Source organism: Glycomyces tenuis DSM 44171, from assembly GCF_000427885.1.
Classification (GTDB): domain Bacteria; phylum Actinomycetota; class Actinomycetes; order Mycobacteriales; family Micromonosporaceae; genus Glycomyces; species Glycomyces tenuis.
Window position 1 is genome coordinate 15,537 of sequence record NZ_ATYW01000010.1, and the last position, 24,004, is coordinate 39,540.

The 24,004-nt window shown below is 69.3% G+C and carries 27 protein-coding genes and 1 pseudogene; 12 read left to right on the forward strand and 16 right to left on the reverse strand.

Annotated features, from left to right (window positions below; genetic code table 11):
• Nucleotides 1-139 precede the first annotated feature (139 nt).
• The 13 genes from YWW_RS30115 to YWW_RS0113005 are packed head-to-tail and all read right to left on the reverse strand — an operon-like array spanning nt 140 to nt 11,656.
• On the reverse strand, nt 140-1,399 hold the full coding sequence (locus YWW_RS30115) for an MFS transporter (RefSeq protein ID WP_155830165.1): 1,260 nt from the start codon (nt 1,397-1,399) through the stop codon (nt 140-142).
• Between the two features lie 11 nt (nt 1,400-1,410).
• Nucleotides 1,411-2,676 (reverse strand): ATP-grasp domain-containing protein, encoded by a 1,266-nt coding sequence (locus YWW_RS30120; RefSeq protein WP_035704494.1) that lies wholly within the window; start codon nt 2,674-2,676, stop codon nt 1,411-1,413.
• A gap of 20 nt (nt 2,677-2,696) precedes the next feature.
• Complete coding sequence (locus tag YWW_RS0112955) at nt 2,697-3,845, reverse strand: ATP-grasp domain-containing protein (protein ID WP_026930459.1); 1,149 nt, start codon at nt 3,843-3,845, stop codon at nt 2,697-2,699.
• Between the two features lie 19 nt (nt 3,846-3,864).
• On the reverse strand, nt 3,865-4,521 hold the full coding sequence (locus YWW_RS34095; RefSeq protein WP_051325751.1) for a metallophosphoesterase family protein: 657 nt from the start codon (nt 4,519-4,521) through the stop codon (nt 3,865-3,867).
• A 2-nt stretch (nt 4,522-4,523) separates the two neighbouring features.
• Nucleotides 4,524-5,723 carry an ATP-grasp domain-containing protein gene (locus YWW_RS0112965; RefSeq protein ID WP_026930461.1) on the reverse strand — a complete coding sequence of 400 codons (1,200 nt, stop codon included), beginning with the start codon at nt 5,721-5,723 and terminating at the stop codon, nt 4,524-4,526.
• Entirely contained in the window at nt 5,720-5,989 is a 270-nt protein-coding gene (locus YWW_RS0112970) for a glutaredoxin domain-containing protein (protein WP_026930462.1), read from the reverse strand. Before YWW_RS0112970 ends, YWW_RS0112965 begins: the two co-directional genes overlap by 4 nt.
• Entirely contained in the window at nt 5,989-7,134 is a 1,146-nt protein-coding gene (locus YWW_RS0112975) for a pyridoxal-phosphate-dependent aminotransferase family protein (protein WP_035698731.1), read from the reverse strand. The genes YWW_RS0112970 and YWW_RS0112975 overlap by 1 nt, the downstream gene beginning before the upstream one ends.
• Nucleotides 7,131-7,568 (reverse strand): YjbQ family protein, encoded by a 438-nt coding sequence (locus tag YWW_RS0112980; RefSeq protein WP_026930464.1) that lies wholly within the window; start codon nt 7,566-7,568, stop codon nt 7,131-7,133. The genes YWW_RS0112975 and YWW_RS0112980 overlap by 4 nt, the downstream gene beginning before the upstream one ends.
• Complete coding sequence (locus YWW_RS34100; protein WP_026930465.1) at nt 7,565-8,659, reverse strand: hypothetical protein; 1,095 nt, start codon at nt 8,657-8,659, stop codon at nt 7,565-7,567. Before YWW_RS34100 ends, YWW_RS0112980 begins: the two co-directional genes overlap by 4 nt.
• Entirely contained in the window at nt 8,656-9,564 is a 909-nt protein-coding gene (locus YWW_RS0112990) for an isocitrate lyase/phosphoenolpyruvate mutase family protein (protein ID WP_026930466.1), read from the reverse strand. Before YWW_RS0112990 ends, YWW_RS34100 begins: the two co-directional genes overlap by 4 nt.
• Nucleotides 9,561-10,568: a beta/alpha barrel domain-containing protein gene (locus YWW_RS30135; protein WP_051325752.1), complete on the reverse strand. Its 1,008-nt coding sequence runs from the start codon at nt 10,566-10,568 to the stop codon at nt 9,561-9,563. The genes YWW_RS0112990 and YWW_RS30135 overlap by 4 nt, the downstream gene beginning before the upstream one ends.
• The gene (locus YWW_RS0113000) at nt 10,565-11,134 is read right to left on the reverse strand and encodes a thiamine pyrophosphate-dependent enzyme (protein WP_026930467.1); all 570 of its coding nucleotides are present in this window, start codon (nt 11,132-11,134) and stop codon (nt 10,565-10,567) included. Before YWW_RS0113000 ends, YWW_RS30135 begins: the two co-directional genes overlap by 4 nt.
• Nucleotides 11,135-11,656, reverse strand: coding sequence for a thiamine pyrophosphate-binding protein (locus tag YWW_RS0113005; RefSeq protein WP_026930468.1), 522 nt, complete (start codon nt 11,654-11,656; stop codon nt 11,135-11,137).
• A 655-nt stretch (nt 11,657-12,311) separates the two neighbouring features.
• Between YWW_RS0113005 and YWW_RS0113010 the strand changes: the two genes are divergently transcribed.
• Entirely contained in the window at nt 12,312-12,569 is a 258-nt protein-coding gene (locus tag YWW_RS0113010; protein WP_026930469.1) for a LuxR C-terminal-related transcriptional regulator, read from the forward strand.
• A 476-nt stretch (nt 12,570-13,045) separates the two neighbouring features.
• On the opposite strand, the gene YWW_RS0113020 is transcribed toward YWW_RS0113010, so the two are convergent.
• Nucleotides 13,046-13,471: a hypothetical protein gene (locus YWW_RS0113020; RefSeq protein ID WP_026930470.1), complete on the reverse strand. Its 426-nt coding sequence runs from the start codon at nt 13,469-13,471 to the stop codon at nt 13,046-13,048.
• A 144-nt stretch (nt 13,472-13,615) separates the two neighbouring features.
• On the opposite strand from YWW_RS0113020, the gene YWW_RS35960 reads away from it, so the two are divergent.
• From YWW_RS35960 to YWW_RS0113035, 3 genes are all read left to right on the forward strand, one after another.
• Entirely contained in the window at nt 13,616-13,786 is a 171-nt protein-coding gene (locus YWW_RS35960) for a hypothetical protein (RefSeq protein ID WP_155830166.1), read from the forward strand.
• An 18-nt stretch (nt 13,787-13,804) separates the two neighbouring features.
• Nucleotides 13,805-14,239, forward strand: a complete 435-nt coding sequence (locus YWW_RS0113030; RefSeq protein ID WP_026930471.1) for a hypothetical protein — start codon at nt 13,805-13,807, stop codon at nt 14,237-14,239.
• A gap of 168 nt (nt 14,240-14,407) precedes the next feature.
• Nucleotides 14,408-14,851 (forward strand): hypothetical protein, encoded by a 444-nt coding sequence (locus YWW_RS0113035; RefSeq protein ID WP_155830167.1) that lies wholly within the window; start codon nt 14,408-14,410, stop codon nt 14,849-14,851.
• Nucleotides 14,852-15,340: 489 nt separating this feature from the next.
• Here YWW_RS0113035 and YWW_RS30140 read toward each other — a convergent pair whose 3' ends face one another.
• Nucleotides 15,341-16,504, reverse strand: coding sequence for an FAD-dependent oxidoreductase (locus YWW_RS30140; protein WP_051325753.1), 1,164 nt, complete (start codon nt 16,502-16,504; stop codon nt 15,341-15,343).
• Nucleotides 16,505-16,604: 100 nt separating this feature from the next.
• Between YWW_RS30140 and YWW_RS35965 the strand changes: the two genes are divergently transcribed.
• From YWW_RS35965 to YWW_RS0113060, 4 genes are read left to right on the forward strand one after another with little or no spacing between them, the layout of a single operon-like run.
• On the forward strand, nt 16,605-16,814 hold the full coding sequence (locus YWW_RS35965; RefSeq protein ID WP_026930473.1) for a heavy-metal-associated domain-containing protein: 210 nt from the start codon (nt 16,605-16,607) through the stop codon (nt 16,812-16,814).
• A 1-nt stretch (nt 16,815) separates the two neighbouring features.
• Nucleotides 16,816-17,709 carry a hypothetical protein gene (locus tag YWW_RS30145; protein WP_035698722.1) on the forward strand — a complete coding sequence of 298 codons (894 nt, stop codon included), beginning with the start codon at nt 16,816-16,818 and terminating at the stop codon, nt 17,707-17,709.
• A 17-nt stretch (nt 17,710-17,726) separates the two neighbouring features.
• Entirely contained in the window at nt 17,727-20,063 is a 2,337-nt protein-coding gene (locus YWW_RS0113055) for a heavy metal translocating P-type ATPase (RefSeq protein ID WP_026930474.1), read from the forward strand.
• Nucleotides 20,064-20,090: 27 nt separating this feature from the next.
• The gene (locus YWW_RS0113060; RefSeq protein ID WP_026930475.1) at nt 20,091-20,357 is read left to right on the forward strand and encodes a hypothetical protein; all 267 of its coding nucleotides are present in this window, start codon (nt 20,091-20,093) and stop codon (nt 20,355-20,357) included.
• A gap of 141 nt (nt 20,358-20,498) precedes the next feature.
• Here the strand turns inward: YWW_RS0113060 and YWW_RS30150 are convergent, their stop codons facing one another.
• Nucleotides 20,499-20,726, reverse strand: a complete 228-nt coding sequence (locus YWW_RS30150) for a hypothetical protein (RefSeq protein ID WP_026930476.1) — start codon at nt 20,724-20,726, stop codon at nt 20,499-20,501.
• Nucleotides 20,727-20,925: 199 nt separating this feature from the next.
• On the opposite strand from YWW_RS30150, the pseudogene YWW_RS37985 reads away from it, so the two are divergent.
• From YWW_RS37985 to YWW_RS0113085, 4 genes and pseudogenes are all read left to right on the forward strand, one after another.
• Nucleotides 20,926-21,513: pseudogene (locus YWW_RS37985) on the forward strand (AraC family transcriptional regulator); the annotation flags it as partial.
• A 323-nt stretch (nt 21,514-21,836) separates the two neighbouring features.
• Nucleotides 21,837-22,079 (forward strand): hypothetical protein, encoded by a 243-nt coding sequence (locus YWW_RS0113075; protein ID WP_026930478.1) that lies wholly within the window; start codon nt 21,837-21,839, stop codon nt 22,077-22,079.
• Between the two features lie 106 nt (nt 22,080-22,185).
• On the forward strand, nt 22,186-23,607 hold the full coding sequence (locus tag YWW_RS0113080; protein ID WP_026930479.1) for an MFS transporter: 1,422 nt from the start codon (nt 22,186-22,188) through the stop codon (nt 23,605-23,607).
• A 176-nt stretch (nt 23,608-23,783) separates the two neighbouring features.
• Nucleotides 23,784-23,996: a hypothetical protein gene (locus YWW_RS0113085; protein ID WP_026930480.1), complete on the forward strand. Its 213-nt coding sequence runs from the start codon at nt 23,784-23,786 to the stop codon at nt 23,994-23,996.
• The last annotated feature ends 8 nt before the right edge of the window (nt 23,997-24,004 follow it).

The following is a 24,004-nucleotide window of genomic DNA, read 5'->3' on the forward strand; positions in this document are numbered from 1 at the left end:
ACGATGCTCATCTATATTTGATATTTTGTCAACCAGCTTTAGAAAAGATTCGCGGATGCGTTCACCGCACGCGAAGGAGCCGCCCGCCTCATCATGGTCCAGACCCTGCGCACACCTCCGAGCGGAACAGTCGGGCGGCTCAGGAATCCGCCGCCCCCACGCTCACCGACTCGTGGGCCCGCTTTCGGCTCTCGATCCGCTTCGCCGCCGTCGTAGCGCCCAGCGCTCCCAGGACGAAGAGGACGCCCAGGACCAGCCAGCCGATGTCCCCGGCGGTGAGGACGAACGCGCCGATCAGTATGGGTCCGACGGATTCCTGAGCCGACCGGCCCAGGTTGAACACCGTCAGGTAGGCGCTCCGCGACCGCTCGGGCGCCAGCACATACGACAGTTCCCACGCGCCCACCGCCTGCCACAGTTCGCCGCACGTCAGGAGCAGGCAGGCGAGGAAGACCACCGCGATGGCCGCGACCGCGCCGTCGAGACGCCCGCCCGCGGCCAGGACCGCGCAGCAGCCCGCCAGCGACGCGGCCGCCCGCCACAGTGCGCTCCTGGCCCGCGACGCGCCGGTGACGCCCTTGGAGAACGGCACCTGCGCGAAGATCACGGTCACCGTGTTCACGAACAGCAGCACCGACACGAAGCCGTCGCTCACGTCGGGATCGGCGGCGACGTACAGCGGCAGCCCGACGGTCAGGAGTGTCAGGTGCATGGCGAGGACCCCGTTGGCTCCGGCCATCGCCAGGTACCGCCAATCGGCGACCGCCCGGAGCCCGGCGAAGGGGCGCCTCGCCTCCACCTCCGGCTCGGTCTCCGGAACGGTCACCAGACACAGGATGAGGCCTCCGGCGAGGAACGCCGCCCCGGTGCCGATCAGCAGGGATCTGTTGAGCCACAGGTGATCCGAGACGATCAGGGGAGCTGCCGCGAGTGCGCCGATCGAGAACCCGGCGTTGCGGAGCGAACGGATCTGGGCCATCGTGCGCGTCCGCGTCCGGTCGTCCATGACCGACCCGACCAGGGCTTGCGTGATGGGACTGGCGGACTGCTGCGCGGCGGCCTGCGCCGACGCTACGAGGACCAGCCCCGCCACATCGCCGACGAACGCGAGCGCGGCGAAGCAGACGGCGCGCCAGACGAAGATGAGGACGAGCATGCGCTTGGCCCCGACCCAGTCGGCGATCGAGCCGATCGGCAGCGAGGCCGCAAAGCCGATCGCGGCGGCGATGCCGAGCCCGAAGCCGAGCTCGGACTCGGACAGGCCGACCGTCCTGGTGAAGAAGATCGCCGAACCGGCCAGGAACATGCCCGTGCCGAAGGAGCTGACGAGCATCGCGGCACACAGGATCGCCGCATCGCGGCCGGCCGGAATCCACTGCTTCAGGTCCAATCGGGGCAAACGCTCGCTCCTCACTGCTCGGTGGTGATCCGGATCAGCTCAGCCGCGGCCCTGGCGCGCCGGTCCGCCTGTCCCGGCGTCTCGCCGGTGGCGATCACGTGGCCCGAACGCTCCCAGGAGTTGGTGACGGTCCCGGTTTCCGAGCCGACTGCGACGGACACGTCGCCTTCGACGACGCCCGGCGCGAGGCGGGCGCGTTCGAGGCCGTCGACAGCGCTCACCCGTCCGGTCGGGGCGGTGAGGAACCGGATCGCGGCCGCCCCCTTGGGACTCGCCGGGACGGAGGGCCGCCCGCCCTCGAGGACGCGCAGGTACTCGCCTGTCAGATCGCAGGGGCGCGACAGGTCGATGAGCTGGACGATGGCGTCGCCCGGCAGCCTTCCGGCGCACTCGACCAGGTGCGGGCGCCCGCCGAAGCGTATCCATTCGGCGTGCACGACGCCTGTGCGGAACCCGGTGACCTCCACCAACCGCCGGGTGGCCGCGATCAGCTCCTCGGCCGGTGCTTCGGGCAGGTCGGCCGGCACGACGTGACCGGCCTCGACCGGGCTCGGCCCATGGCGGACCGACTTGGCCGTGACATTCGCGAACTCGAGCGTCCCGTCCGCCACCAGCGCCTCGACGCTGTACTCGGGCCCGTCCAGGCGCTGCTCCACCAGGTATTTGGGCGGCAGGGCATACCCGGCTCGCTGCCGCGGCTCGTCGGCGGCCGTCGTCGCGGCCCAGACCTCGGCGGCGTCGTCGGTGGCGCCGACAAGGCGGACGCCGACGCTGGCCTGGCGGTTGGCGGGCTTGACCACGCAGCGACGGCCGTACCGCTCGCGGAACCGCTCGATGCCGTCGGAGCCGCTCACGACCTCCCATTCGGGCTGGTCGATGCCGCCCGCCGCGGCCCGCTCGCGAAGGAGCGCCTTGTCCCGCAAGAGCCTCGCGGCGGGAATCCCGGCTCCCGGCACCCGCCACGCCTCGGCCAACGCGGCCGCGGCGACGACGCCGTACTCGAGCAGCGGGACCACCGCCCGGAGCCGGTCGGGCCGGGGCAGCAGGCCGCTCAACCGCTCGGCCCGCCGTTCGTCCTGTGTGGGCGCTTCGAGGATGCCGGCCAGGCAGGCCAGATGAGCGGTCCGCTCGCGACCGCGCCGGGCCCGGAGCGTGTCGGGCTCGTCGAGGACGAGGACGCTGCGCGCGGGTAGGAGCCGATCGATGCCGGTCAGGAACACGACGCTCAGCCCGACGGCGACGTGGGTGACGGCACTGAGGTCCGGTTGCTCTTCCATGGTCTCGCTCCGATCCGGGTTCACCGCTCCGCCGCGCCGAGGCGCCGCAGCCGCTCCCAAGTGCGCTGCGCGGCCTCCTCGTCCGCGGCGGTGAAGTGGACCTCGCTGTAGGGGCGGTCGGCCGGGTCGACGAGCTCGGCGAACCCGGGGAGGTCACCGAGTCGTTCGCGCAGACCCGGAACGTCGGGTATCTGCGACCAGCCGAGGATCGGCGGCCGCAATCGCCCACCGGACGCGGCGGGCGTCTCGCCGAGCGCGGCCCGGACGAACTCGTCCCACAGGTCGATACCACAGGCGCGCTGGATCATCCTGGCGATGCCGAGCCCGCCCGGTCGCATGGCGATCTCGCCGATCAGCGGCCCGTCGGCCGTCACGAAGACCTCCATGTGGGTCACGGCGTCTGCCAGGCCGAGGGCCGCGGCGGCCCGCCGATGCAGGTCGAGCAGTTCGCGAGCGACCGGTGAGGCCTGGTCGACGAGGTGGCCGCCGTAGACGCCGCCGGCGGCGTCGAGCGGCGCGACCGCGTAGCGCGAGACGAGGGCCTGATGGACCGCGCCGTCCCGAACGATGCCGTCGCAGTGGTACTCGCGCGCACCGGTGACCTGGTGTTCGGCGAGGACCGGTATGCCGCGAGCGGCGAGGCCGTCGAACGCGCCCTCCCTTCGGCGCCTGGCGAAGTCTTCGGCCGAGGCCACGCGGTGAGTGGTGGCCGCGAGGGCGCCGAAAACCGGTTTGAGCACGATCGGCCAGCCGACGAGCTCGGCGGACCGCGGCACGTCTTCGAGCGTCGCGGCCTGGACGTAGGGGGTGACGGGCAGCCCGGCCGCGCTCAGCCGATCTTTCATGACGCGCTTGTGGGTCAACGCCAGGGACTGGTCGAAGGTCGCTCCCGGGACGCCGAGGAGGGCGCGGACGAGTCCGGCTGCGGGAATGCTCTTCTCGGTGGAGGCGATGACGCGTTCCGGGCTCTCGTGCCCGGCGAGCGCGTAAGCGGCCTCTCTGACCTGCGTGAAGTCCTCGAAGCTGTCGACCAGCTCGGTGCGGCACCCTTCGTAGAGCCCGGCGTACTTCGCTCTGGTGACCACTTGGAGCCGCACGTCGGGGCGCGAGCGGAGCGCCGCTATGACGTCGGGTTTGTCGGAGTTCATCAGCAGCACGGTTCGGCTCATCGGTGGCTCCAATCGGCGTTCACGTGCGGCCCGGGCAGTGGTAGGTGACGGTGGCGGCGGCCTCGTCGACGACCGCCCACGCCGGTGAGGGCCCGCGCCCGGGCGCGGGCTCGGTGACCGAGCCGACGTTGACGACGTAGCGCGCCCCGGCTTCGAGCTCGAACGGTTCTCCGAAGCGGGGCACGGTCGTCCGCGGTCCGGACAGGTCGGGGCCGAGCCGGTGGACGGCGCTGCGGTGGTGGTGGCCGTGGACGAGGACCCTGCCGCTGAACGACGCTTCGGCGGGAGACCACATGCCCGGTTCGACCTCCTTCCACGGCAGGTGGTGTCCGTGGCAGTAGGTGGCGAAGCCGGTGCGGCGCTCGAGCGGCGCGTCCAGCAGCCGATGCGTCCATCGGGGAAGGTCCGAGTCGGGGACGAGCGAGACGATCCGCTCTTCCTGATTGCCCCGCAGCACGAACGCGCCGTCGACGAGTTCGGCGAGTTCGGGGTCGGCGTCGAAGACCTCGGTGGCGGCCCGGTATCTGAACGCGTCGACGCTGGACTTGCCGATCTTGCATTCGAAGAGGTCGCCGAGGCTGATGACGTGGTCGACGCCCTCGCGGCCCACCTGTTCCATGACGTCGCGGAGCCGGGCGGCATCGCCATGGACATCGGTCACGACCGCGTAGCGCATGCTCACCGCCCCGTCTCGATCACGACGCGGGCCGCGAGCGCGTCTGCTCGGGCGGCGGCGTCGGACGCGTCCTCGCCGGTCACGAGGACGTACCCTGCCCGGTCCTCGGACTGGCGCACGGGCCGGACGGTCTCGCCGACCTCGACGTTCAGTCGGACGACGTCGTCCGGGTGAGCGGGTTCGGGAACCTCGATACGGCGGACGGTCCCCGGCTCGGGCGCGAGGAAGCGGATGGCGGCCCCGGCCGCGGGCGGCGGCACCTCGGCGGGCGGCTCGGCCAAGCCGAGTGCGCAGGCCACCGTCAGAGCCGGGAGGTCGAGCCCGTAGCAGCGGCGGACGAGCTCCCGGATCTTGTCTCCGCCGATTCGATTGTGCGACTCGATGATTCGCGGCCCGTCCGCGGTGAGCCGCAGTTCGGTGTGGGCGGGGCCCTCTCGGAGCCCGACGAGGTCGAGGAAGTCGCGGACCAGCGTCTCGGCCCGTTCGCGCTCGGCCGGCTCCAGTGCGGCCGGCATCGTGTGGCCGGCTTCGACGAACGAGGGCCACACCGCCTTGCCGGTCACGGCGACGACGAGGTGCCGCCCCGCGTGGGTGAAGGTCTCGACGCTGACCTCCGGCCCGTCGAGGTACTGCTCGGCGAGCGGGTCGGCCCCGCCGAGTCGGACGAACCGGTTCCACGCGCGCTCGGCGTCGTCGGCTCCGTCGACGCGGACCACTGCCCGGCTCGCGGATCCGTTCGCGGGCTTGAGGACGGCCGGTCCGCCGATGGTGCGGCAGAACGCCGCCAGCGCCGCCGCGTCGCCGGGCGCGCTCACCGCGGTGGGGCTGAGCCCGGCGCCGTTCAGCAGCTCCCGCATCCGCCGTTTGTCCTTGAGCAGCACCACTGTGGCGAGGGGGTTGCCCCGCAGCGCGAGCTGTTCGGCGGCTTCCGCGGCCGGGACCAGGCCGGGCTCGGTCAGCGACAGGACCCGGTCGAACGGGTCCTCCGCGTGCGCGGCGGCCAGTCGGCGGTGCAGGTCCTCGGGGTCGGCGAGGTCGACCGGGATCGTCTCGTCGGCCTCCTTCGCGCACTCGGGGACCGGCGCGGCCGCGTCGTGCACGAGCGCTGTCCGGACCCCGAGGTCGCGGGCGGCGCGCACCAGCGCGGGCGTGCCCGCGACGACGGCGACCCGCGGGGCACCCGAGGGCGCTGCTGCTGTCACTCCGGGTCCTCCGGCGCGACCGATCGCCCGTAGCGCTCATTGAGGTAGGCGATGATCTCGGCGTTCTGCTTGAGCTTGCCGGGGATCACCGTGTCGCCGTCGACGAGCGCGGGGATGTACTTGGAGCCGGTGACCCGGATCAGTTCGTGCCGCTCCTCGCGGATCTTGGGCACGTTGACGTTCATGTACGAGATCTGGAGTTCGGTGAGCAGCTCCCGGACGGGTCGGCAGTCCGGGCACGGCTCGCGTTGGAACAGGACGAGCATCAGTTTCCCTCCTCGTGGACGGTGCGGATGATCGCGCCGGCGGCCGTTCCCGGCTCCATGTCGTGACCGCAGCCGAGCAACGCGAGCTCCAGGGCGCCGAAGACCGCGCACAGGTCGAGCGCGTCGACCGCCCCGACGTGCCCGATCCGGATGAGCCTGCCTTTGAGATGCGCTTGGCCGCCTGTGACGGTGACGCCCCAGTCGGCCGACATGGATTTCAGCAGGCGCCCCGAGTCGATCCCTTCGGGCGCCAGCGCGGCGGTGATGACGTTGCTGCGCCGATGCGGCGGTTCGATGAAGGTGCGGAATCCGAGGTCGAGCAGGGCCTGTTCGGCGGCCCTGCCGAGCAGCGCGTGCCTTGCCCGGAAGGCCTCGACGCCCTCCTCGCGGAGCATCTCCAGTGATTCGCGGAGCGCCAGCATGAGCGAGACCGCCGGTGAGGACGAGGACATCGGGTAGAACTTCCGCAGGCGCTCGAACGACCAGTAGTAGCTCGGCCCGCCGCCGCGTTCGACGGCGGCCCAGGCCTTGTCGGAGACGGCGATGAACGCCAGGCCGGGCGGCAGCATGAAGCCCTTGTGGGATGCGGCGAGCACCACGTCGAGGCCCCATTCGTCCATGTCGAGCGGGTGCACCAGCAGGCCGCTGATCGCGTCGACCACGACGACGACGTCGGTGCCGCGGAACAGCTCCCCGATCGCCCGCACGTCGTTGAGCGCCCCGGTGGAGGTCTCGGAGTAGACGACGAGCACGCCGCGGGCACTCGGGTGCTCCCGGTGTGCCGCGGCGACGGCCTCGGCAGGGACGCTGGTCCCCCAGGGGCTCTCGACGAGGTGAGCGGTGAGCCCGTATGCCGATGCCATGTCGGCGAACCGCTCGCCGAAGTACCCGTTGGAGACGACCAGGACCTCGTCGCCCGGCGCGAAGCAGTTCGCGACGGCGGCCTCCATGGCGCCGGTCCCCGAGGAGGCGATGCTGTAGACCGGTGACGCGGTGCCGAACAGCGGCGGCAGCGCGGAGCCCACTTCGTGGTTGAGCTGCTCCATTTCGGTCGACCGGTGGTGGACGATCTCCTGGGCTCCGGCCAGGAGCAGCCGCTGCGGGACCTCGGTCGGTCCGGGTGTGGCCAATCGGAGTCGCTTCACCGTTCCTCCTCGTCGGTGGCCGGCCGCGGCGGGTCGATGAGGACCCGGCGGGTGGCCGGTTTCAGGTCGAAGTCGAACAGGACGACCCGATGGGTCGCCGACATGCCCATTTCGCCACCGACCCAGGGCACCAGGAGACTGGTGCCGAGCAGCGAGCATTTGAGGTGCGCGAAACCGTTCGGGTCGCCGGTGGTCAGCTCGTGCAGGTATCGTCCGCCGCCAGGGCTGGTCGGGGCGAGGGCGTCGAGCGCGGCGAGCAGGTCCTGAGCGGCGCCGGGCTCGTAGCGCATCACCGTGAGCCCGACGGTGCTGCCGCGCGCGAACACCCCCGCGAGGCCGTCGCCGGCGCGGTGCTCGGCGAGGACGCGGGCGATCTCGTCGGTCAGGTCGTAATGCGAGTTCAGTCCGGTGCTGGACACGGTCAGTTCGATCATCGTGCCGCCACCCCTTCGAGTTCGGCGATCACGTCGGCGAAATCGCCGGAGGTCAGGTCCCCCGGCCCGGACACGTCCCAGGCCGGGACGCGCGCGAGCGCGGCGACCGCGGCCGAGCGGTCGGACTCGACGCGGGCCCGCTCGTCGTCGAGGTAGGCGTGCCAGCCGGCCCCGTCGAAGGCCGATTCGAGGTTGGCGTGCAGCACTTCGGCCTCGGCGTCCACGCTCGCCCGCCGCGCCGTGACCTCGGTCCGCTCGCCGGGTCCGATCGCCGGGTGCAGCACGGCCGCGACCGGCGCGAGGGCCCCCGCCGGCGCGTCCGGGAAGCGGCGGCGGAAGCGGCTCGGGTCGACCGCGAACTTCCCGTACGGGGAGAACTCGTGGTCCGGCGGCGGCCGGTGGTCGGCCGCGATGCCGGCGATCTCGGGGAGCCCGGGGTACTTCGCGACCGTGGCGTAGCCCAGGTGCGGGTAGTCCGGGGTCCCGGCGGCCGCGACCGCGCCGTCGGCCCGGAGCCGCAGCACCGTCTTGTCGCCGCTGAGCACGCGGTAGCCGTAGTGCTCGACCAGTTCGAGCAGGAGTGTGCTCTTGCCGGCGCCCTTCACGCCGGTGACCAGGACGGCTCGGCCGTCGCGCCAGGCGGCGCTGGCGTGCAGGACGGCGGCGCCGGTGTTCTCCTGGTGTTTGAGGACGAGGTCGCGCAGGAGGTGGACCAGGTCCATGCGCGCGTCGCGACCGGGCGCGATCTCGATCCGGGACGAGGCCCGGTCGAAGACGAACCTGGTGCCGGTTTTGACGCACTGGACGTACTGGCGGCCGTGCGACTCCGCCCGCCGAGCCGGGATGCTGAAGAAGTCGTTGGCGCTCTTGCGGACGTAGATCTCCTCGGTGGCCTCGTCCGGGGGCGGGAGGTGCCGCTCGTCGGCTTCGGCGGCGATCCGCAGCGTCGCTATCGGGCCGCCGTGGTCGTGCTCGGACCGCGCGGTGTAGTGGGTGCCGACGAACTCCAGGACGTCCTGGATCTCGGCTCCCGTCTCGACCTCGAGGTCGAGACGGGAGCCGAGGAACGCGAGGTGCAGCAGCCGGGTCATTGACCGGCCTCGGTGAGCTCGCGGCCCAGGTCCTCGTAGCGATCCTGTTGCTGGAGCATCTGCGGCACCCGTTGGAGGTCGAAGACCTCCTTGAGCGGGGCCAGTTCGCTCTCGACGTGGCAGCTGGTGCCCTCCCGGTGGATGCGGGTCAGCACCTCTCGCATGGCCCGGATCGAGCTGCGCAGCGCCTGGTTGGCGTAGATCGCCATCGCGAAGCCGCGCTGCTCGAGCTCGTCGGCGGTGACGTTGTTGTAGGTGGTCGGCACGACGATCACCGGCAGGTCGCCTTCGTAGGCCTCCCGGAAGGCGTACACCTCGCCGGGGTCGGTCTTCTTGGAGTGGATGAGGATCGCGTCGGCGCCGGCGCGCTCGTAAGCGTCGGCGCGGCGCAGCGCTTCGTCCATCCCGAGCCCGGAGATGAGCGCTTCGAGGCGGGCCACGACGACCAGTTCCTTCCGCACTTCGGTGGCCGCCCTGATCTTCCCGGCGAAGTCGTCGATGGGGGCCAGGTCCTGGTTGCCCTCGACGAAGCTGTTCAGCTTCGGGAACTGCTTGTCCTCGATGCACACGCCCGCGATGCCGCGGGCCTCGTAGCTGCGCACCATGTGGATGACGTTGTTGACATTGCCGAAGCCCGAGTCGCAGTCGGCGAGCACCGGGATGTCGACGGAGGCGGCCATTGCGGCGGCCGCGTCCAGGCATTCGGACATGGTGAGGAGGTTGGCGTCGGGTACGCCGGCGGCGGCGGAGATCTCCAGTCCGCTCGACCAGACGACGTCGAAGCCGACCTCTTCGGCGAGGCGGGCGCCGAGCGGGGTGTGCGCGCCGATCGCGCGGACGAGTCGGGGCCCGCGGAGGGCGTCGAGGAGTCTTCCGGCTGGGGTGTTCGCGGCGGGTCGGGTCATGACGAGGCCTCTTCCATGAGTTCACGGCACACGTGCTCGACCTCGTCGTCGAGTACCTTGTGCGGCTGCTTCGCGCCGATCCGGCGCCCGACCTCCCAGGGGTCGAGCCCGAAGCGGGCGCTGATCTTGTCGATGCGGCTCTGAAAGTAGAAATGGTGGTCGTTGACCCCCGCGGCGATCTCCGCCCGGCGCACCGTCATGGGACGTGGTAGGACCTGCTCTGCCACGTATTCCGAGGCCTTGCACACCATTGGCAGGTCGGAGTGGGTCTGGTGCTCCGGCATGGCCTGGAGGAAGGCGGCGGCCTGCTCGGTGGCGAGGTTGCCCGCTCCGCGGGCCATCGCGCCGAGCGAGGCGTCGAGCCAGGTCGCTCCGGCGTCGAGGGCGGCGAGCGCGTTGGTGACGGCGAGGCCGAGGTTGTTGTGGGCGTGGATGCCCACGGGGATCGGGAGCCGCTCGGTGATCAGGCGCATCCGCTTCGACACGTCGTCGGGTGTGAGGGCGCCGAAGGAGTCCGCGATGTAGAACACGTCGGGCGTCTCGTCCCGGACCTGTTCGACGATCTCGGCGAGTTGGTCGATCGTGGTGTAGCTGACGGCCATCAGGTTGACGCCGGCCTTGAGGCCGAGCCGGTGCACGGCGCGGACGTAGTCGCCGACGGCGGCGATGTTCCACGGGTAGGAGGCGATGCGGACCAGAGCGATCGGGCTGTCGGCGAGGTCGGCGAGCGCGTCGATGGGGCACACCGACGGGACGACCATGACGGCAAGTTCGGCGTGCCGGGTCTCGGGTAGGGCCGAGAGATACTCAGGCGAGCAGTCCGCCGAGGGCCCGGCGGTGTCGCTGGCCCGGCTTCCGGAGCCTCCGCGGTAGCCGACTTCGATGACGTCGATCTTCGCGGCGTCGAGCGTGCCGACGATGGTGCGGACGTCGGTCGGGGTGAACTGCCAGTCGTTCTGGTTGCCCCCGTCGCGGAGGGTGCAATCCAGCAGTGTGGGTTTCATCCGGTCGGGGTCTCCTCGTTCTTACGTGCCAGTTCGGTCTGGAAGCGGGCGACGAGCTGCTGCGGGGAGGGCTCCACGCGGCGGCCGGCCCGGTGGCTGCGCGGCGCGCAGGGGATGTGGAGCAGGGTGGGCGCGCGGGTGAGTTCGACGGCTGCGATCCGGTCGGCGGTCTCGATTCGGTGTGCGGCGGCGTACCCGCAGGCGAGCGCCATGGCGACGGGGTCGCCGAGGGCGGCGGTGCGCTGCCCGCCGGTGCTCTCGTGAGCGCCGTTGTCGAGAACAGCGTGGACGAGGTCTGGGCGCTGCTCGCCGATCATCGGCAGGCAGCCGGGGTTCATCGCGAAGGAGCCGTCTCCGTCGAGAACGAGGACGCGCCGTCCGGGTTCGGCGACGGCGATGCCGAGTCCGAGGGGGGCGGCGATGCCCATGGTGCCGACCAGGTAGAGGTGTTGCGGGCGGTCTTCGAGGTTGTACAGGTCGCGTGTGATGTAGCCGCAGGTGCTGACGACGAGAGCGGAACGGTCGCGGTCGAGCAGCGCGCGTATGGCGTCGCGGATGTCGAGCATTCAGATCCCGTCGGGTACCAGCAGGACCGAGGTCCTGGCGTGAACGTCGTGGTCGTCGAGGAACCGCTGGGTGCATTCGGCCGGGCGGTCGCGGTCGAGGACGGTCCAGGCGAGGCCGAAGACGTCGAGGAGCCTGGTCAGCTCGCGGCCGATCACGTCGTGCTCGACCGCGTCGTTGTCGTCGTGTCCGCGCCAGCTCACGATGAGCGGCAGGTGGACGTCGTAGATGAGGTTGAACGAGGTCACGACGTTCAGTGAGTAGCCGAGGCCGGAGTTCTGCATGAGGACGACGGGCCGGGCTCCGGCGACGGCCAGTCCGGAGGCGACTCCGAGCGCACTGTCCTCGCGGGGCGCCGGAAGGTACCGTGCGGGGCACTCGGGGTCCTCGAGCAATCGGAACAGGCCTTTAAGGAGCGAGCACGGCACACCGGTGAAGTGGGTGGTTCCATTAGCCAGTAGGGTGTCCATGATTATTTCGGCGGCATTCATCTTGAGTTCCGGCGATAGCGCTGGAGGCGGCATCGGTTCCCTTTCTCGCCTGGGATGGCGTGCCTCGGCTTTCGCCGACGCGGTTCCGGTTCCTGGCGTAAACGTTTGAGAACGTACCGGTGAAACCGTGCGGTGAACAAGAGATGAAGACCTGGTTGTCGGGATTCCGACCAACTTTGTCGGAATCACGACATGATGGGATGCCATGTGCCGGAACGGCTTCGACTCTCCTTAGCGGTCCAAGCTGCACTTTCCGCTGTGTGACGAGGCTCGATTCCCTTCCTCGGCAACCTGTCCCTCAGCGGTCACCGCAGCCTCTGGAGCCACAGCCCATATCGAGCCCCTGCACCGCGAGATGCCCGACGGCATCGGCCCGCTCGCCGATCCGAAGGCCCCCGACAGGCCGCCGACGTGTGGTTCGATGCCCACCAGCGGACTCCGGAGTCCGTTTCGTCAAGTATGTACTCATACTTCACAGTGACCAGTTGAATAGCCAGGAATACTTGTCCTCAACCGGCCACCCACAAGCAAGAACACGCCCACAAGACGACTTTCAACATGCACTGCAACAGAATATGGGACACCGCTCAAGCCAAATCGCAAGCTAAGATTGACGACGGTGTGAACACCTCCATACGATCCCGATCTTCTCTGAGAAACGACGTCGACTTTGGAAAGTTGTTGAGGCATGACTAGCGCTGATCAGGTCACCGCCAACAGGTCCGAACCACTCGCGGCGATCACTTCCCGGCAACAGGAGATCCTGATCGGCATGGCCAAGGGACTCAGCTACCGGCAGATCGCGGCACGGATGTTCCTATCGGATCGAACCGTCGAGCGGGAGGCGGCCAGGATCGCCAAGACGCTCGGGGCGCAGAGTCAGGTGGCGGCCGGCGCACTGGCCTATGCGTACGGTCTGCTCAGCATGGAGGACTGCAGGCCCTGAAGCGAACACGAATCGGCGACGCCCCAGTTCGCAACGCCGGAGCGATCACTTGGCCAAGCGACCTGACGCTCCCAAGTCTTGGTCGACCGTGGAGCGCCGGCGGAATTCGACGGCTCAGCCAATCGCGACGCCGCTCGTCATGAGTGAGATGACCGAACTCGGAAGCACCTCGGCGCCGTCGACGCTGAGTACGGACTCGGGGTGGAAAGGCTGGCAAGCCGCCGAGATGCTCCGCTGGCTCGGGGCCGGCCCCGCCCGCCCCAAGGCCGTCTCCGCGACCTCACGGTCGTAAATGGGTCCGCCGATCCATCTATGGTCGATGCTGGAGTGGCCGCGCAGCCTGGTGGCGGCGATGCCGAACCGCCATGAGCCGCGAACATTCGGGGCCGGTGCAGCAACCGGAGCGTCCAGCCGATGGCGAGGCGGTCCACGATGAGCACGGGCGTGGTTTGGTCGAACCGAGGAGCTCGGTTCCGCTAGGCGGTGATGGGATCGCTGTAGTTGTGGTAGGCGGTGGTCCCGCTCTGGGAGGCCCAGATGTGGATCCGGAACGTCTTGCCTTCGGCCACATTGCGGTTGCAGATGGTCTCACCGCTGGTGGAGGTGTCATCGAAGCACACGCCGCCGTGGTTCGCCCAGTACTGGTATCCGGAGGAAGACCACTCCAGCGTCTGCAGCTGGGCCCGCGTGCCCAGGCCGTCCCCGAAATAGTCGATGACGTTGAGGTTCTCGCCGCTGCTGCGGGTGTCGGCGAATCCTCCCGCCTGCCCGGAAGGCTTGAACCAGCTGATGCCGGTGTATGCGGCTTGCGCGGGGGTGGCGGTCAACCCCACCAGGACGAGGATCGAGGTGGCGGCGATGACGAGGCCTCGCACGGCGGTCCTGCGCAGTCGTGTCGACATTGGTTCTCCTGACTCGGCATGCCGCACTTGCGACTTTGAACGGGGGCACGAAGGGGACCTGCAGTATTCTACGCCGCAGAAGTGGGAGCGGTTGCACCCTGGAACGAAATTTTCCATGGATTCGCGGCGCGCCGGACTCAGTGCGTGAGGAACCGCACGCGGGCGGCGACGGTCTCGGACAGTCGCAATCGGATTGCGATCGCCGCCGGCGCCGTCGAGATCCACCCGCAGCCGACCGAACGTGCGGTCAAGGCCCGGTTCGCTGCGGCGATGCATCTTGTGGCTGAACGCATTGGCGTCCAGGTCGATGAATGAATCGACACCGAGAGCGAGGTGCGGGAGGAGCTCAGTGAGCTTGTTTCCTCCTGTCCGGGCTTCGTAGTCGTCGAGAACCTGGACGGCTTTGGCGATCTCGGTGGCCCGGTCCGGGTACAGCGGAACAGGTCGAAGACCGACCATTTCTTGAGCTGCGCGAACGCCCGTTCGCCGGGTGTGCGTAGCCGGGTCACCGCCGATGTGCTCGACCTCGCCATCAAGCTCTTGAACCTCGCCTTGCCCGAGCCGAGTCAATGGTCACCCTACGTTGACGAATTCGACCGGTATGGCGCCGGGCCCACGCTTCAGGCCGCGCTCTGCAACCAGATCGCTGCGCAGCTGCGTAGTCAACGGCATCATGAGCCAGTCGAGACCTTCGGTTTGACGAAGGGGTCTTCGGTCCGGGCGGCGAGTTGTTCGGTTGCACTGCTCATCGCTGCTCCAACGGAGTGAGGCGGGCCTGACGCCTCCGACGCTATAGTCTGCCCCCGCGGTGAGAGCCGAGCCCGAATTCGGAACCGTCGTGCTCGACCGGACCTTGCGAGCCCCACAGGTTATGGAGAGCCGCTGATGCCCAGACCCTCTAGGGATTCGAGTAGGCGACGGCTAGCATTGCGGCGTATGAGCGAACAGGACGATCTACCGTCGTGGTGGGGCCGTGGGCTTCCCGAGCCTCCCCCGCCGAGTCGGTCGCGGGCAGCTGCGGCGACCTCGTTGGTTTCGCTGGCGCAGCTACTGGCGGCGGTCGGCGTGTTCGCCGTCTTCTACGCCATTGGCACCAACGCCGCCGGGGGCTCGGACGATCCCTTCGCCGGGTTCGGGTTCTTCATGTTCGCGGTGTTCGGAGCCCCGCTGGCCGCCCTCGTGGCCGGTCCGATGACGGCGAAGATCCTGCGGCTCCCCTTGCCCGCGCTGTATCTGCTGCCGGTGGTCGTCGGCACCGTGCTCGCCCTGGTCGTATTCCTCACGCTGCTCGGCATCATCGCGACTCTGCTCGCGGCCGTCGCCGCCCCGGCCGTCGGCGATCTGCTGATCGGTCTGGCGACCTTCGACCGCATGCGGTGAGGCTCACGGATTCGAACACCCCTGGTCCTCAGGTGAATTCGCTCGGAACGAATCTCCGCTGCCATCTGACCGACGAACCAAGATTCTGCGCGCGGCCGGACCCACCACCGGAGCGCAGCCGGCGCTCTTGGTTCGAGTACAAGAATCGCCATGCAGACCTGCATGGGGTTCATACCCGACTCGAACGGGAAGGCCGGTTCCTCAAATGCGTCGGCCATCGCCGCACCGGCGTGCGGAAGCATCGCCGTCAGACGTCGATGTATCCGAATCGCAGCCATGGTGGCAACTGAAATGCCCGGCGGCCTGCATCCACGCCACTCCGACGGCCACGAGAACCAGCACAAACCGCAAGAGGAGGCGGTACCACGTCGCCATGTGCGCCCCAGCCACCCGATGCTCACCGGTCGCCACAGCTTAGGGGTGTGACCGAGGTTCCCATATCCAGCGACACGTGGGCTTCCGGCCCTCGCTGCGATGAACGGCCGTCTCTTACCGGTTCGCGTCGTGAAGTTGGGCACTCCATGCGAGGATCTCGCGGGTGGCATCGATCCCCACGGCACCGGTCGGCTCGCCGTCAGCATTCGCGAAGGCGGTCACAGCAGGCTCGCGGGAGACGAGGCGCTCGGTGCCGTCGGGGATCGCGGTCCCGACGCCGGTGACGGTCGTGCCGTAGAGGTTCACCGAATAGCGGCTGCGCGGCCGGTACGGGCCCGGGTCGTCGCCGTCACCGAGGTCGTGCAGCAGCGAGCGGGCGACGTGGGTGCCCTGAGCTGCGGCGTCGTCCCAGTGGTCGATGCGGAACCTCCTGGCCCCCATCGGGAAGAGGGCCACACCTCCTGCGACGTACAGTCTCGTGTCGGCGGTGCTTCGCAGCCGGTCGTCGACCTCGACGCCCGGGGTGGCCCATCCCATGCCGGGCGGCGCGGGGACCGTGCCGTGCGCGGTGATCGTCAGGTCGGACTCGATGACCGTGCCGTCGTCGAGATGCACGTCGAGCACGTCCGAGCGATGGTGGAACGCCGCCACCGTCCTCCCGAACAACGCGGTGACATGGTCGCGGTGGAGGGCGGCGACGTGTTCGGCCACAACCTGGCCGAGGGTCGGCACCAGTGGGGTCTGGGACCGGGCCACGAGGGTGACCTGGTGGCCTGCCCGGTGGAGCAGGCTCGCGGTCTCGGACCCGACGAGCCCTGCGCCAAGGACGGTGATCCGCGCGGTGCCGGCTTCGAGTCGGTCGTGGACCCGGCGGCCGTCGCGCGCCGAGTGCAGGGTGACCAGCCGCCCAGTGGTGAGGGCTCGCCCGAGCCCCGGAAGGCCGTCAGGCAGTGGTCGGGGACGGCTGCCGGTGGCGATGATCGCAGCGTCGAACCGCAGCTTGTCCCCCGAGTCGAGCGAGACGTACGACCGAGCCGTGTCGAGGCCGCGGACGGTATCGAGCAGGCGATCGACTCCTTCGGCCGGCGGCAGTGCCATCTGCTCGTCGGTGAGGAGCCCGGTCATCAGCCCCTTGTTCACCAGGGTGCGGTTGTAGGGCGGCGTGCCGTTCTCGCCGATCACCCGGACCCGGCCGTCGAAGCAGAGCCGGGTGAGGGTGCTCGCGGCGGACGACCCGGCAGCGCCGCCGCCGATGATGACGACCTCGCGTGTGCGCATCGGTGTTTCCTTCCGGGGTGGCCTTGCATCTGATACCCCTATAGGGTATACATGTCTCCAAGAGATACCCCTGAGGGGTACCGAATTGAAGGGAATGACCATGACCGCCAACGAGTTCACCGTGACGGGTATGACCTGCGGACACTGCGAGATGTCCGTTCGCCAAGAGGTCGACCGCATCGCCGGCGTGAAGCAGATCGACGTGAGCGCCGCCACCGGTCGCCTGGTCGTGACGACGAGCGAGCCGGTGGCCGACCAGGCGGTCATCGACGCCGTCGACGAGGCCGGCTACCAAGCCGTGCGGGCCTGACATGGGCGCTTCACGACGGATCGGCCTCTACGGCGCGGGGCTCGCGGCGGTCTTCGCCGCGGCCCTCGCCGTCGGAGGCGCGGTGATCCCCGAACAGACCGTCCAAGACTGGAACCAGACGCCAGAGGAACACGACATGGAAGCAGCACCGGAGCACGGCGGGCACGCACCCGCGGCCACCGAGCCACGCGGGCTCGGGATTGAGCAGGACGGCTACCTGCTCGGCGCGGTGACCGCTCCGACCGGCACCGGCACGCCGGGTACCTTGGCGTTCACCGTCACCGACGCCGAAGGCGCGCCGGTCACCGAGTACGAGCGCTCGCATGAGAAGGACCTGCACCTGATCGTGGTGCGCACCGACGGCACCGGCTTCCAGCACGTGCACCCCCACATCGACGCCGACGGCGTCTGGTCACTGCCGTGGGAATGGGAGACGGCGGGAAGCTACCGCGTCTTCGCCGACTTCGTCCCCGCCGCCACCGGCGAGGACATGACCCTCACGCGCACCGTCGAGGTCTCCGGCGAGACCACGGCGACCGAACCGGTCGCGCCTTCACTCACCGACACGGTCGACGGTTTCGACGTCGCCCTGGAAGGAGAGCTCCACACCGGCGAGTCCTCACCGCTCACGTTGACCGTCTCGCGCGGCGGTGAGCCGGTCACCTCGCTGGAGCCGTACTTGGGCGCCTGGGGGCACCTGGTCGCGCTCCGCGAAGGCGACCTGGCCTATCTGCACGTCCATCCCGAAGGCGCTGAACCGGAACCGGGCGAGACGTCCGGGCCCGAGATCGCGTTCGCGACCACCGCGCCCACACCGGGCAGGTACCTGCTGTACCTCGACTTCCAAGTCGACGGCCAGGTCCACACCGCGCAGTTCACCGTCGAAGCCCACTGATCCACGAAGGAGTCCCCATGGCCACCTCACCGGCCGAACCAGGCATCCACCTTCCGACCGCCGAAGGCGCCGTCATCGAGCTGGAGATCGGCGGCATGACCTGCGCCTCGTGCGCCATGCGCATCGAGAAGAAGCTGAACAAGCTCGACGGGGTCAGCGCGAGCGTCAACTACGCCACCGAGAAGGCCAAGGTCTCGGCCCCCGCCGGGACCGACACGTCCGAGCTCATCGCCGTGGTCGAGCAGACCGGCTACACCGCGGCCGTCCCGCGCGCCGCCGAGCCCGAGACCGCCGAGACCGGCGAGGCCGAGCGGCCCGATCCCGCCCTGACCGGCCTGCGCGACCGGCTGATCGGCGCGGTCGTGCTGTCGGTGCCGGTCATCGCGATGGCGATGGCACCGGTCCTGCAGTTCGACTACTGGCAGTGGGCGTCGCTGGCGCTGGCCTCGCCGGTGATCTTGTGGGCGGCCTGGCCGTTCCACAAGGCCGCGTGGGCGAATCTGCGCCACGGCGCGGCCACGATGGACACACTGGTGTCGGTCGGCGCCTTGTCCGCATTCCTGTGGTCGCTCTACGCGCTGTTCCTCGGCACCGCCGGGGTACCTGGCATGACGCACCCGTTCGAGCTGACCGTGGCCCCTTCCGACGGGACGGCGAACATCTACCTCGAGGTCGCCGCCGGGGTGACGATGTTCGTCCTGGCCGGACGCTACTTCGAGAAGCGCTCGAAGCGGCGGGCGGGTGCGGCGCTGCGAGCGCTGCTCCAGATGGGCGCCAAGGACGTCGCCGTCATCAGAGATGGCGTCGAGACGCGCGTACCGGTCGCAGAGCTGGCCGTGGGCGAGGAGTTCGTGGTGCGCCCCGGCGAGAAGATCGCCACCGACGGCGTCATCACCTCGGGCACCTCAGCGATCGACGCCTCGATGCTGACCGGTGAATCGGTTCCCGTCGAGGTCGCCGAGGGCGACGAGGTCACCGGCGCCACCGTCAACGCCGGTGGCCGCCTGGTCGTGCGCGCCACTCGCGTCGGCGCCGACACGCAGCTGGCACAGATGGCGAGGCTCGTCGAGGACGCCCAGTCCGGCAAGGCCGAGGTCCAGCGCCTGGCCGACAGGGTCTCGGGGATCTTCGTGCCGATCGTCATCGCGATCGCCGTCGGCACGCTCGGGTTCTGGCTCGGCGCGGGGTTCGGCGCCACCGCCGCGTTCACCGTCGCCGTCGCGGTGCTCATCATCGCCTGCCCGTGCGCCCTGGGCCTGGCCACCCCGACCGCGCTGCTGGTCGGCACCGGTCGGGGCGCGCAGCTGGGCGTCCTCATCAAGGGCCCCGAGATCCTGGAGTCGACCCGCAAGGTCGACACGATCGTGCTGGACAAGACCGGCACTGTCACCACCGGGAAGATGACCCTGACCGAGGTCGTAGCAGGTGAGGGCGCTGACCGCGCCGAGCTGCTGCGCCTGGCCGGTGCCTTGGAGAACGCTTCGGAGCATCCGATCGCCCAGGCGATCGCCAAGGGCGCCACCGAAGAGGTCGGCGAACTGCCGACGCCCGAGGACTTCGCCAATGTCGAAGGCAAAGGCGTCCAAGGCGTCGTCGACGGGCACTTCGTGGTCGTCGGCCGCGGGTCGCTGCTCGCCGACTGGTCCCAAGAGCTGGGCCTGGATCTGGCCGAGGCGAAGGCGAAGGCCGAACGCGAGGGCAAGACCGCCGTCGCAGTCGGCTGGGACGGCAAGGCGCGCGGCGTCCTGGTCGTGGCCGACACCGTCAAGCCCACCAGTCGCGAGGCGATCGGCCAGTTCAAGGCGCTCGGCTTGACCCCGGTGTTGCTGACCGGCGACAACAAGACCGTGGCCGAGCAGATCGCGACCGAGGTCGGCATCGACCGGGTCATCGCCGAGGTCCTGCCGAAGGACAAGGCCGACATCGTCGAACGGCTCCAGGCCGAGGGCAAGGTGGTGGCCATGGTCGGCGACGGCGTCAACGACGCCGCGGCCCTGGCGAGGGCCGATCTCGGCCTGGCGATGGGCACCGGCACGGACGTGGCGATCGAGGCCGCCGACATCACGCTGGTGCGCGGTGACCTGCGGGCCGCCGCCGACGCGATCCGGCTGTCGCGCCGGACACTGGGCACGATCAAGACGAACCTGTTCTGGGCCTTCGCCTACAACACCGCCGCGATCCCGCTGGCCGCGCTCGGCCTGCTCAACCCGATGCTCGCCGGAGCCGCCATGGTGTTCTCCAGCGTCTTCGTGGTCGGCAACAGCCTCCGCCTGCGGACCTTCAAGTCCAAAGCGCACTCAGGACTCGAGCGCTCCGCATCATTGTCGGAAACGCGCGCCGACCACTACGTGTAATCGATCCGATTGAAAGGAAGACCGTTCATGACAACGCACGACCACCACGGACACCGGCACACCGAGGAATCCGGCCGCTGCCGCGGCCATGGAGCATCCGAGGAGCAGCTCGCCGGGGCGGGCGCCGAAGAGGTCGCCGAGTGCCCCGTCATGCCCGGCAGCACCGTTGTCAAGGCCGACGCCGAGGCGCAGGGTCTGTTCCGCGACTACGCGGGCGCCAGGTACTGGCTGTGCTGCGACTCGTGCGGCCCGCTGTTCGACGCCGACCCGGCCAAGTACGCGGCCGCGGCATAAGCGAGCGACCAGGGCCTGCGGCACGTCGAGGACGTGCCGCGGACCTGTGTCGTGGCCGGTACATGGGCCGCAGGCTGAACGACAGGACGTCCGGGCCTCGTCGGCGGCGGCGTGGACCAGGCTGTACAGCGCGGTGGCCATCTACAACAGGGGCAGGTCGGTGCGGAACGCCCCATCTTCCCCGCCTCGGGCGATCAGCTGCTCGACCCGTTGCAGGATCGGGTCATGTCGTTGCCGCAGCCACTGTGGATCTAGATCACCGACCACGTTGTTCCGCAGACTGCGGTTCCGTTCCATCAGGTACCACTGCTCGCGCAGGAGCCGGTCGAGCGCTTCGTCGGCGGGACTGCGGTCTCGGCGGAGGCCCATGCGGCCTCGGTCTCCTCGAAGGCGCGTCCCCCGAGGAAACCCGGACGAATCGCTACTGCGGCGGCGCGGGCGAATGATCGGCATGCGACGACGCTATGCGCCGACCGTGCTGACCACAATGCGATATGAGGCCATTTCGCGTCGCATTGAGGACATAGGGTGGATCCATGGTCGAGGCCGTCGTGGGCGCCGTCCCGCCCGGGCATTGTGCCTGCCCGCAGGAGTCGTCCACCGCACCGGCGCGACCAGCGACGCGGCGCTGTGCAGTCTCTACCTCGAGCCGGACCGATGCGGCCTGGACTGATCGAGCTGAAGCCAGTCGGCGTCAACGGACTGCTGTCCCACTTGATCAGCCACCTCAACCGTGATGACCTCGCCGACGCGGCGCGGCTGCGCACTGAGGCGGTCGTGCTTGACCTGCTGCAGCCGTTGCCGACCATGCCCATCGATGTGCCGCGTCCGGTCGACGAACGCGCATGCTCCGTGGCCGATGTGCTCCTGGCCGATCCGGCGGACCAACGGAGCCTCGACGCCCACGCGCGATCCGTCGGCGCAAGCCGCCGCACCCCGACCCGGCTGTTCGTCGGCGACACGGGCATGAGTTTCGATCACTGGCGCACCCATGTGCGGCTCCGAGCCGGCCTGGCACTGCTCGCCGAAGGCCGGCCCGTATCCCGTGTCGCGCGCCGTGGGGCACGCGACGCCGAGCGCGTTCCTCGCGACGTTCCGCCGAACCGCCGGCACCACGTCATGTGGAGCGTCGACGATGGCCGCCTCCCAGTCGTAGACGAGCATGCGGACCGGCACGATGGGCGTGGCCTTGACCCGCACGCCCAGTTTGAGCTTCTTCGGCAGGTAGTCGCGCATGGGGCCGTGCCGCAACCCTTTCTGGGAATACAAGAGCCTGTAGACCCGTTGCATCGCTTGGTCTTCAGTGATGTCGATCATGGACTTCCTTTCATCTCGGTGTCTGATTTCAGCCATGGGGGCACTGGACACGCCAATTCGTGGACACGTACGCGCCATGCGGTCATGCTTTGGACAGACACCCGAGGACATACCCGACAGGGGTACCAGGCTCATCGGGCGAGCCCATGGGGAGGAGATGTTTTGATCACCGTTGACTACAGCTTCGTCGCATTCCGCCACTGCATCGCTGGCCTCAAAGCCGAGCCAACCGAATTGCCAGGCGCCCTGGGCGCCGACATCGCGCCTGGCCAGGAGAAGGTAAGCGTGCTCGTCGACGATCTGACCGCCGCTGACGCGCTCTGGGACGTCGGCCGGGATGCCGTCGACGCCACTTCGGGCAGCGGGCACAACACTATTGATATACCCCCTACGGGTATGCTATAACTGACCGGCGGCCTTCAAGCCGCCGGTCTTCTGGCTTCAGGAGACCGAAGCCCAGCGGAGTAGTGCCTCCATGGCATACCCCCTACCGGTATAAGGAGTGAGTGTCATGTCGCAATCGACGACACCACCGGCCTCACGGCGCTGGATCGCACTCGCGCTCATCGCCTTGGCCCAGTTCATGGTCATCATGGACACCTCGATCATCGGTGTCGCTCTACCGAAGATGCAAGCATCACTCGGATTCACCCAGGAGAACCTGTCGTGGGTGTTCAACGCCTACGTCGTCGTCTTCGGCGGCCTGCTGCTGCTCGGCGGACGACTGTCCGACCTGGTCGGCGCGCGCCGCATCTTCAGCTTCGGCTGGGTCATCCTGGCTGCCGGATCGCTCGTCGCCGGCCTCGCCCCGAACGTCGCCGTCGAACTGACCGGCCGTGGCGTCCAAGGCATCGGTGCGGCGCTGATCGCCCCCTCGGCCCTGACGCTGCTCATGATGCTGTTCGGCGCCAACCCCAAAGAGCTGACCAAAGCATTCGCGTTCTATGGGGCCGCAGCACCCGCAGGCGGCACCGCCGGCGTGTTCCTCGGCGGCCTGATCACCGAATACGCCTCCTGGCCATGGGTGTTCTACATCAACATCCCTGTCGCCGTCCTCGCACTCGCCACCGCCCCCGCGCTGCTGCCCGGCGGGCGGGCCCAGCGTGGCTCGATCGACCTCCTCGGCGCGGCCATGGCGACCCTCGGGCTGGCCGGCGCGGTGTTCGCGATCGTCCGGGCCCCAGATGTCGGTTGGGCCGATCCAGCCACCTGGGGCGTCCTGCTCGCCGCCACGGCACTGCTCGTCGGCTTCGTCGCATTGCAGGGCAAGCGACGCCAGCCGCTGATGCCGCTGTCGATCTTCCGCGCGCCGAGCCTCGGCGCGGCCAACCTGGCGCAGCTGCTGCTGGGCGCGGCGTGGGTGCCGATGTGGTTCTTCCTCAACCTCTACCTGCAGCAGGTGCTCGGCTTCTCAGCGTTCCCCTCGGGGGCGGCGCTGGTGCCGATGACACTGCTCATCATGGTGGGAATGGTGGCTCTCGCACCCAGGCTCATGGCGCGCTTCGGCGCCAAGGCGATGATCGTGACCGGCCTGGTCCTGCTGGCCGGCGGCCTGTACTGGCTCTCGTTCATCCGAGTCGAGGGCACGTTCTGGGCCGATGTCCTCCCCGCCTCACTGCTGGCGGCGCTGGGCATGTCCCTGGCGTTCGTCCCCTCGCTCCAGACGGCGATCTCCAGCGCCAAACCTGAGGAGGGTGGTCTGGCCTCGGGCATCGTCAACACCGGCTACCAGATCGGCTCCGCGCTCGGCCTGGCCGTGGTGACGGCCGTGGCGGTCTCCTACGGCGCAGGTCAGGTCGGTGACCCGGCCGCGTTGACCGACGGGTTCTCCGTCGCCTTCATCGCGGCGGCCGTCATCGCCCTCGCAGCGGCCGTTCTGGCCGCTGTGGTCATGCGACCGGCCAAGGCCGCCCAACTGACCAAAGCCGCCTGAACAGGAGGTGAGCGAACACTCTGCAAATCACGGCGGGTCCGGGGCGTGCCCCGGACCCGCCGACTCATTTCATTCCAATATCGGGTTATAGCGCCATATGGCGTCCTGGCCGCCACCGATCACGACGTGGCCCTGTGCCCGGTCTACGACCCCGGGGCGGCCGGGAAGGTCGCGTCATGTCGGCGCCGACCACCGACCGCCGCGCAAGACTCGACCAGCACAGCCTCCGCCTCGCCTATGTCACCGCCGGATACAGCCTCATCGAAGGCATTGTCGCCATCGCACTCCGCGAAGGCATGAAGGCATGGCGCGGCGAACACTGCGCCGTCCCGACCGTCGCATCCAATCAGACCGGCACCTGCTACGCCGACACCACCGCCGAGGACTGATCCGGACC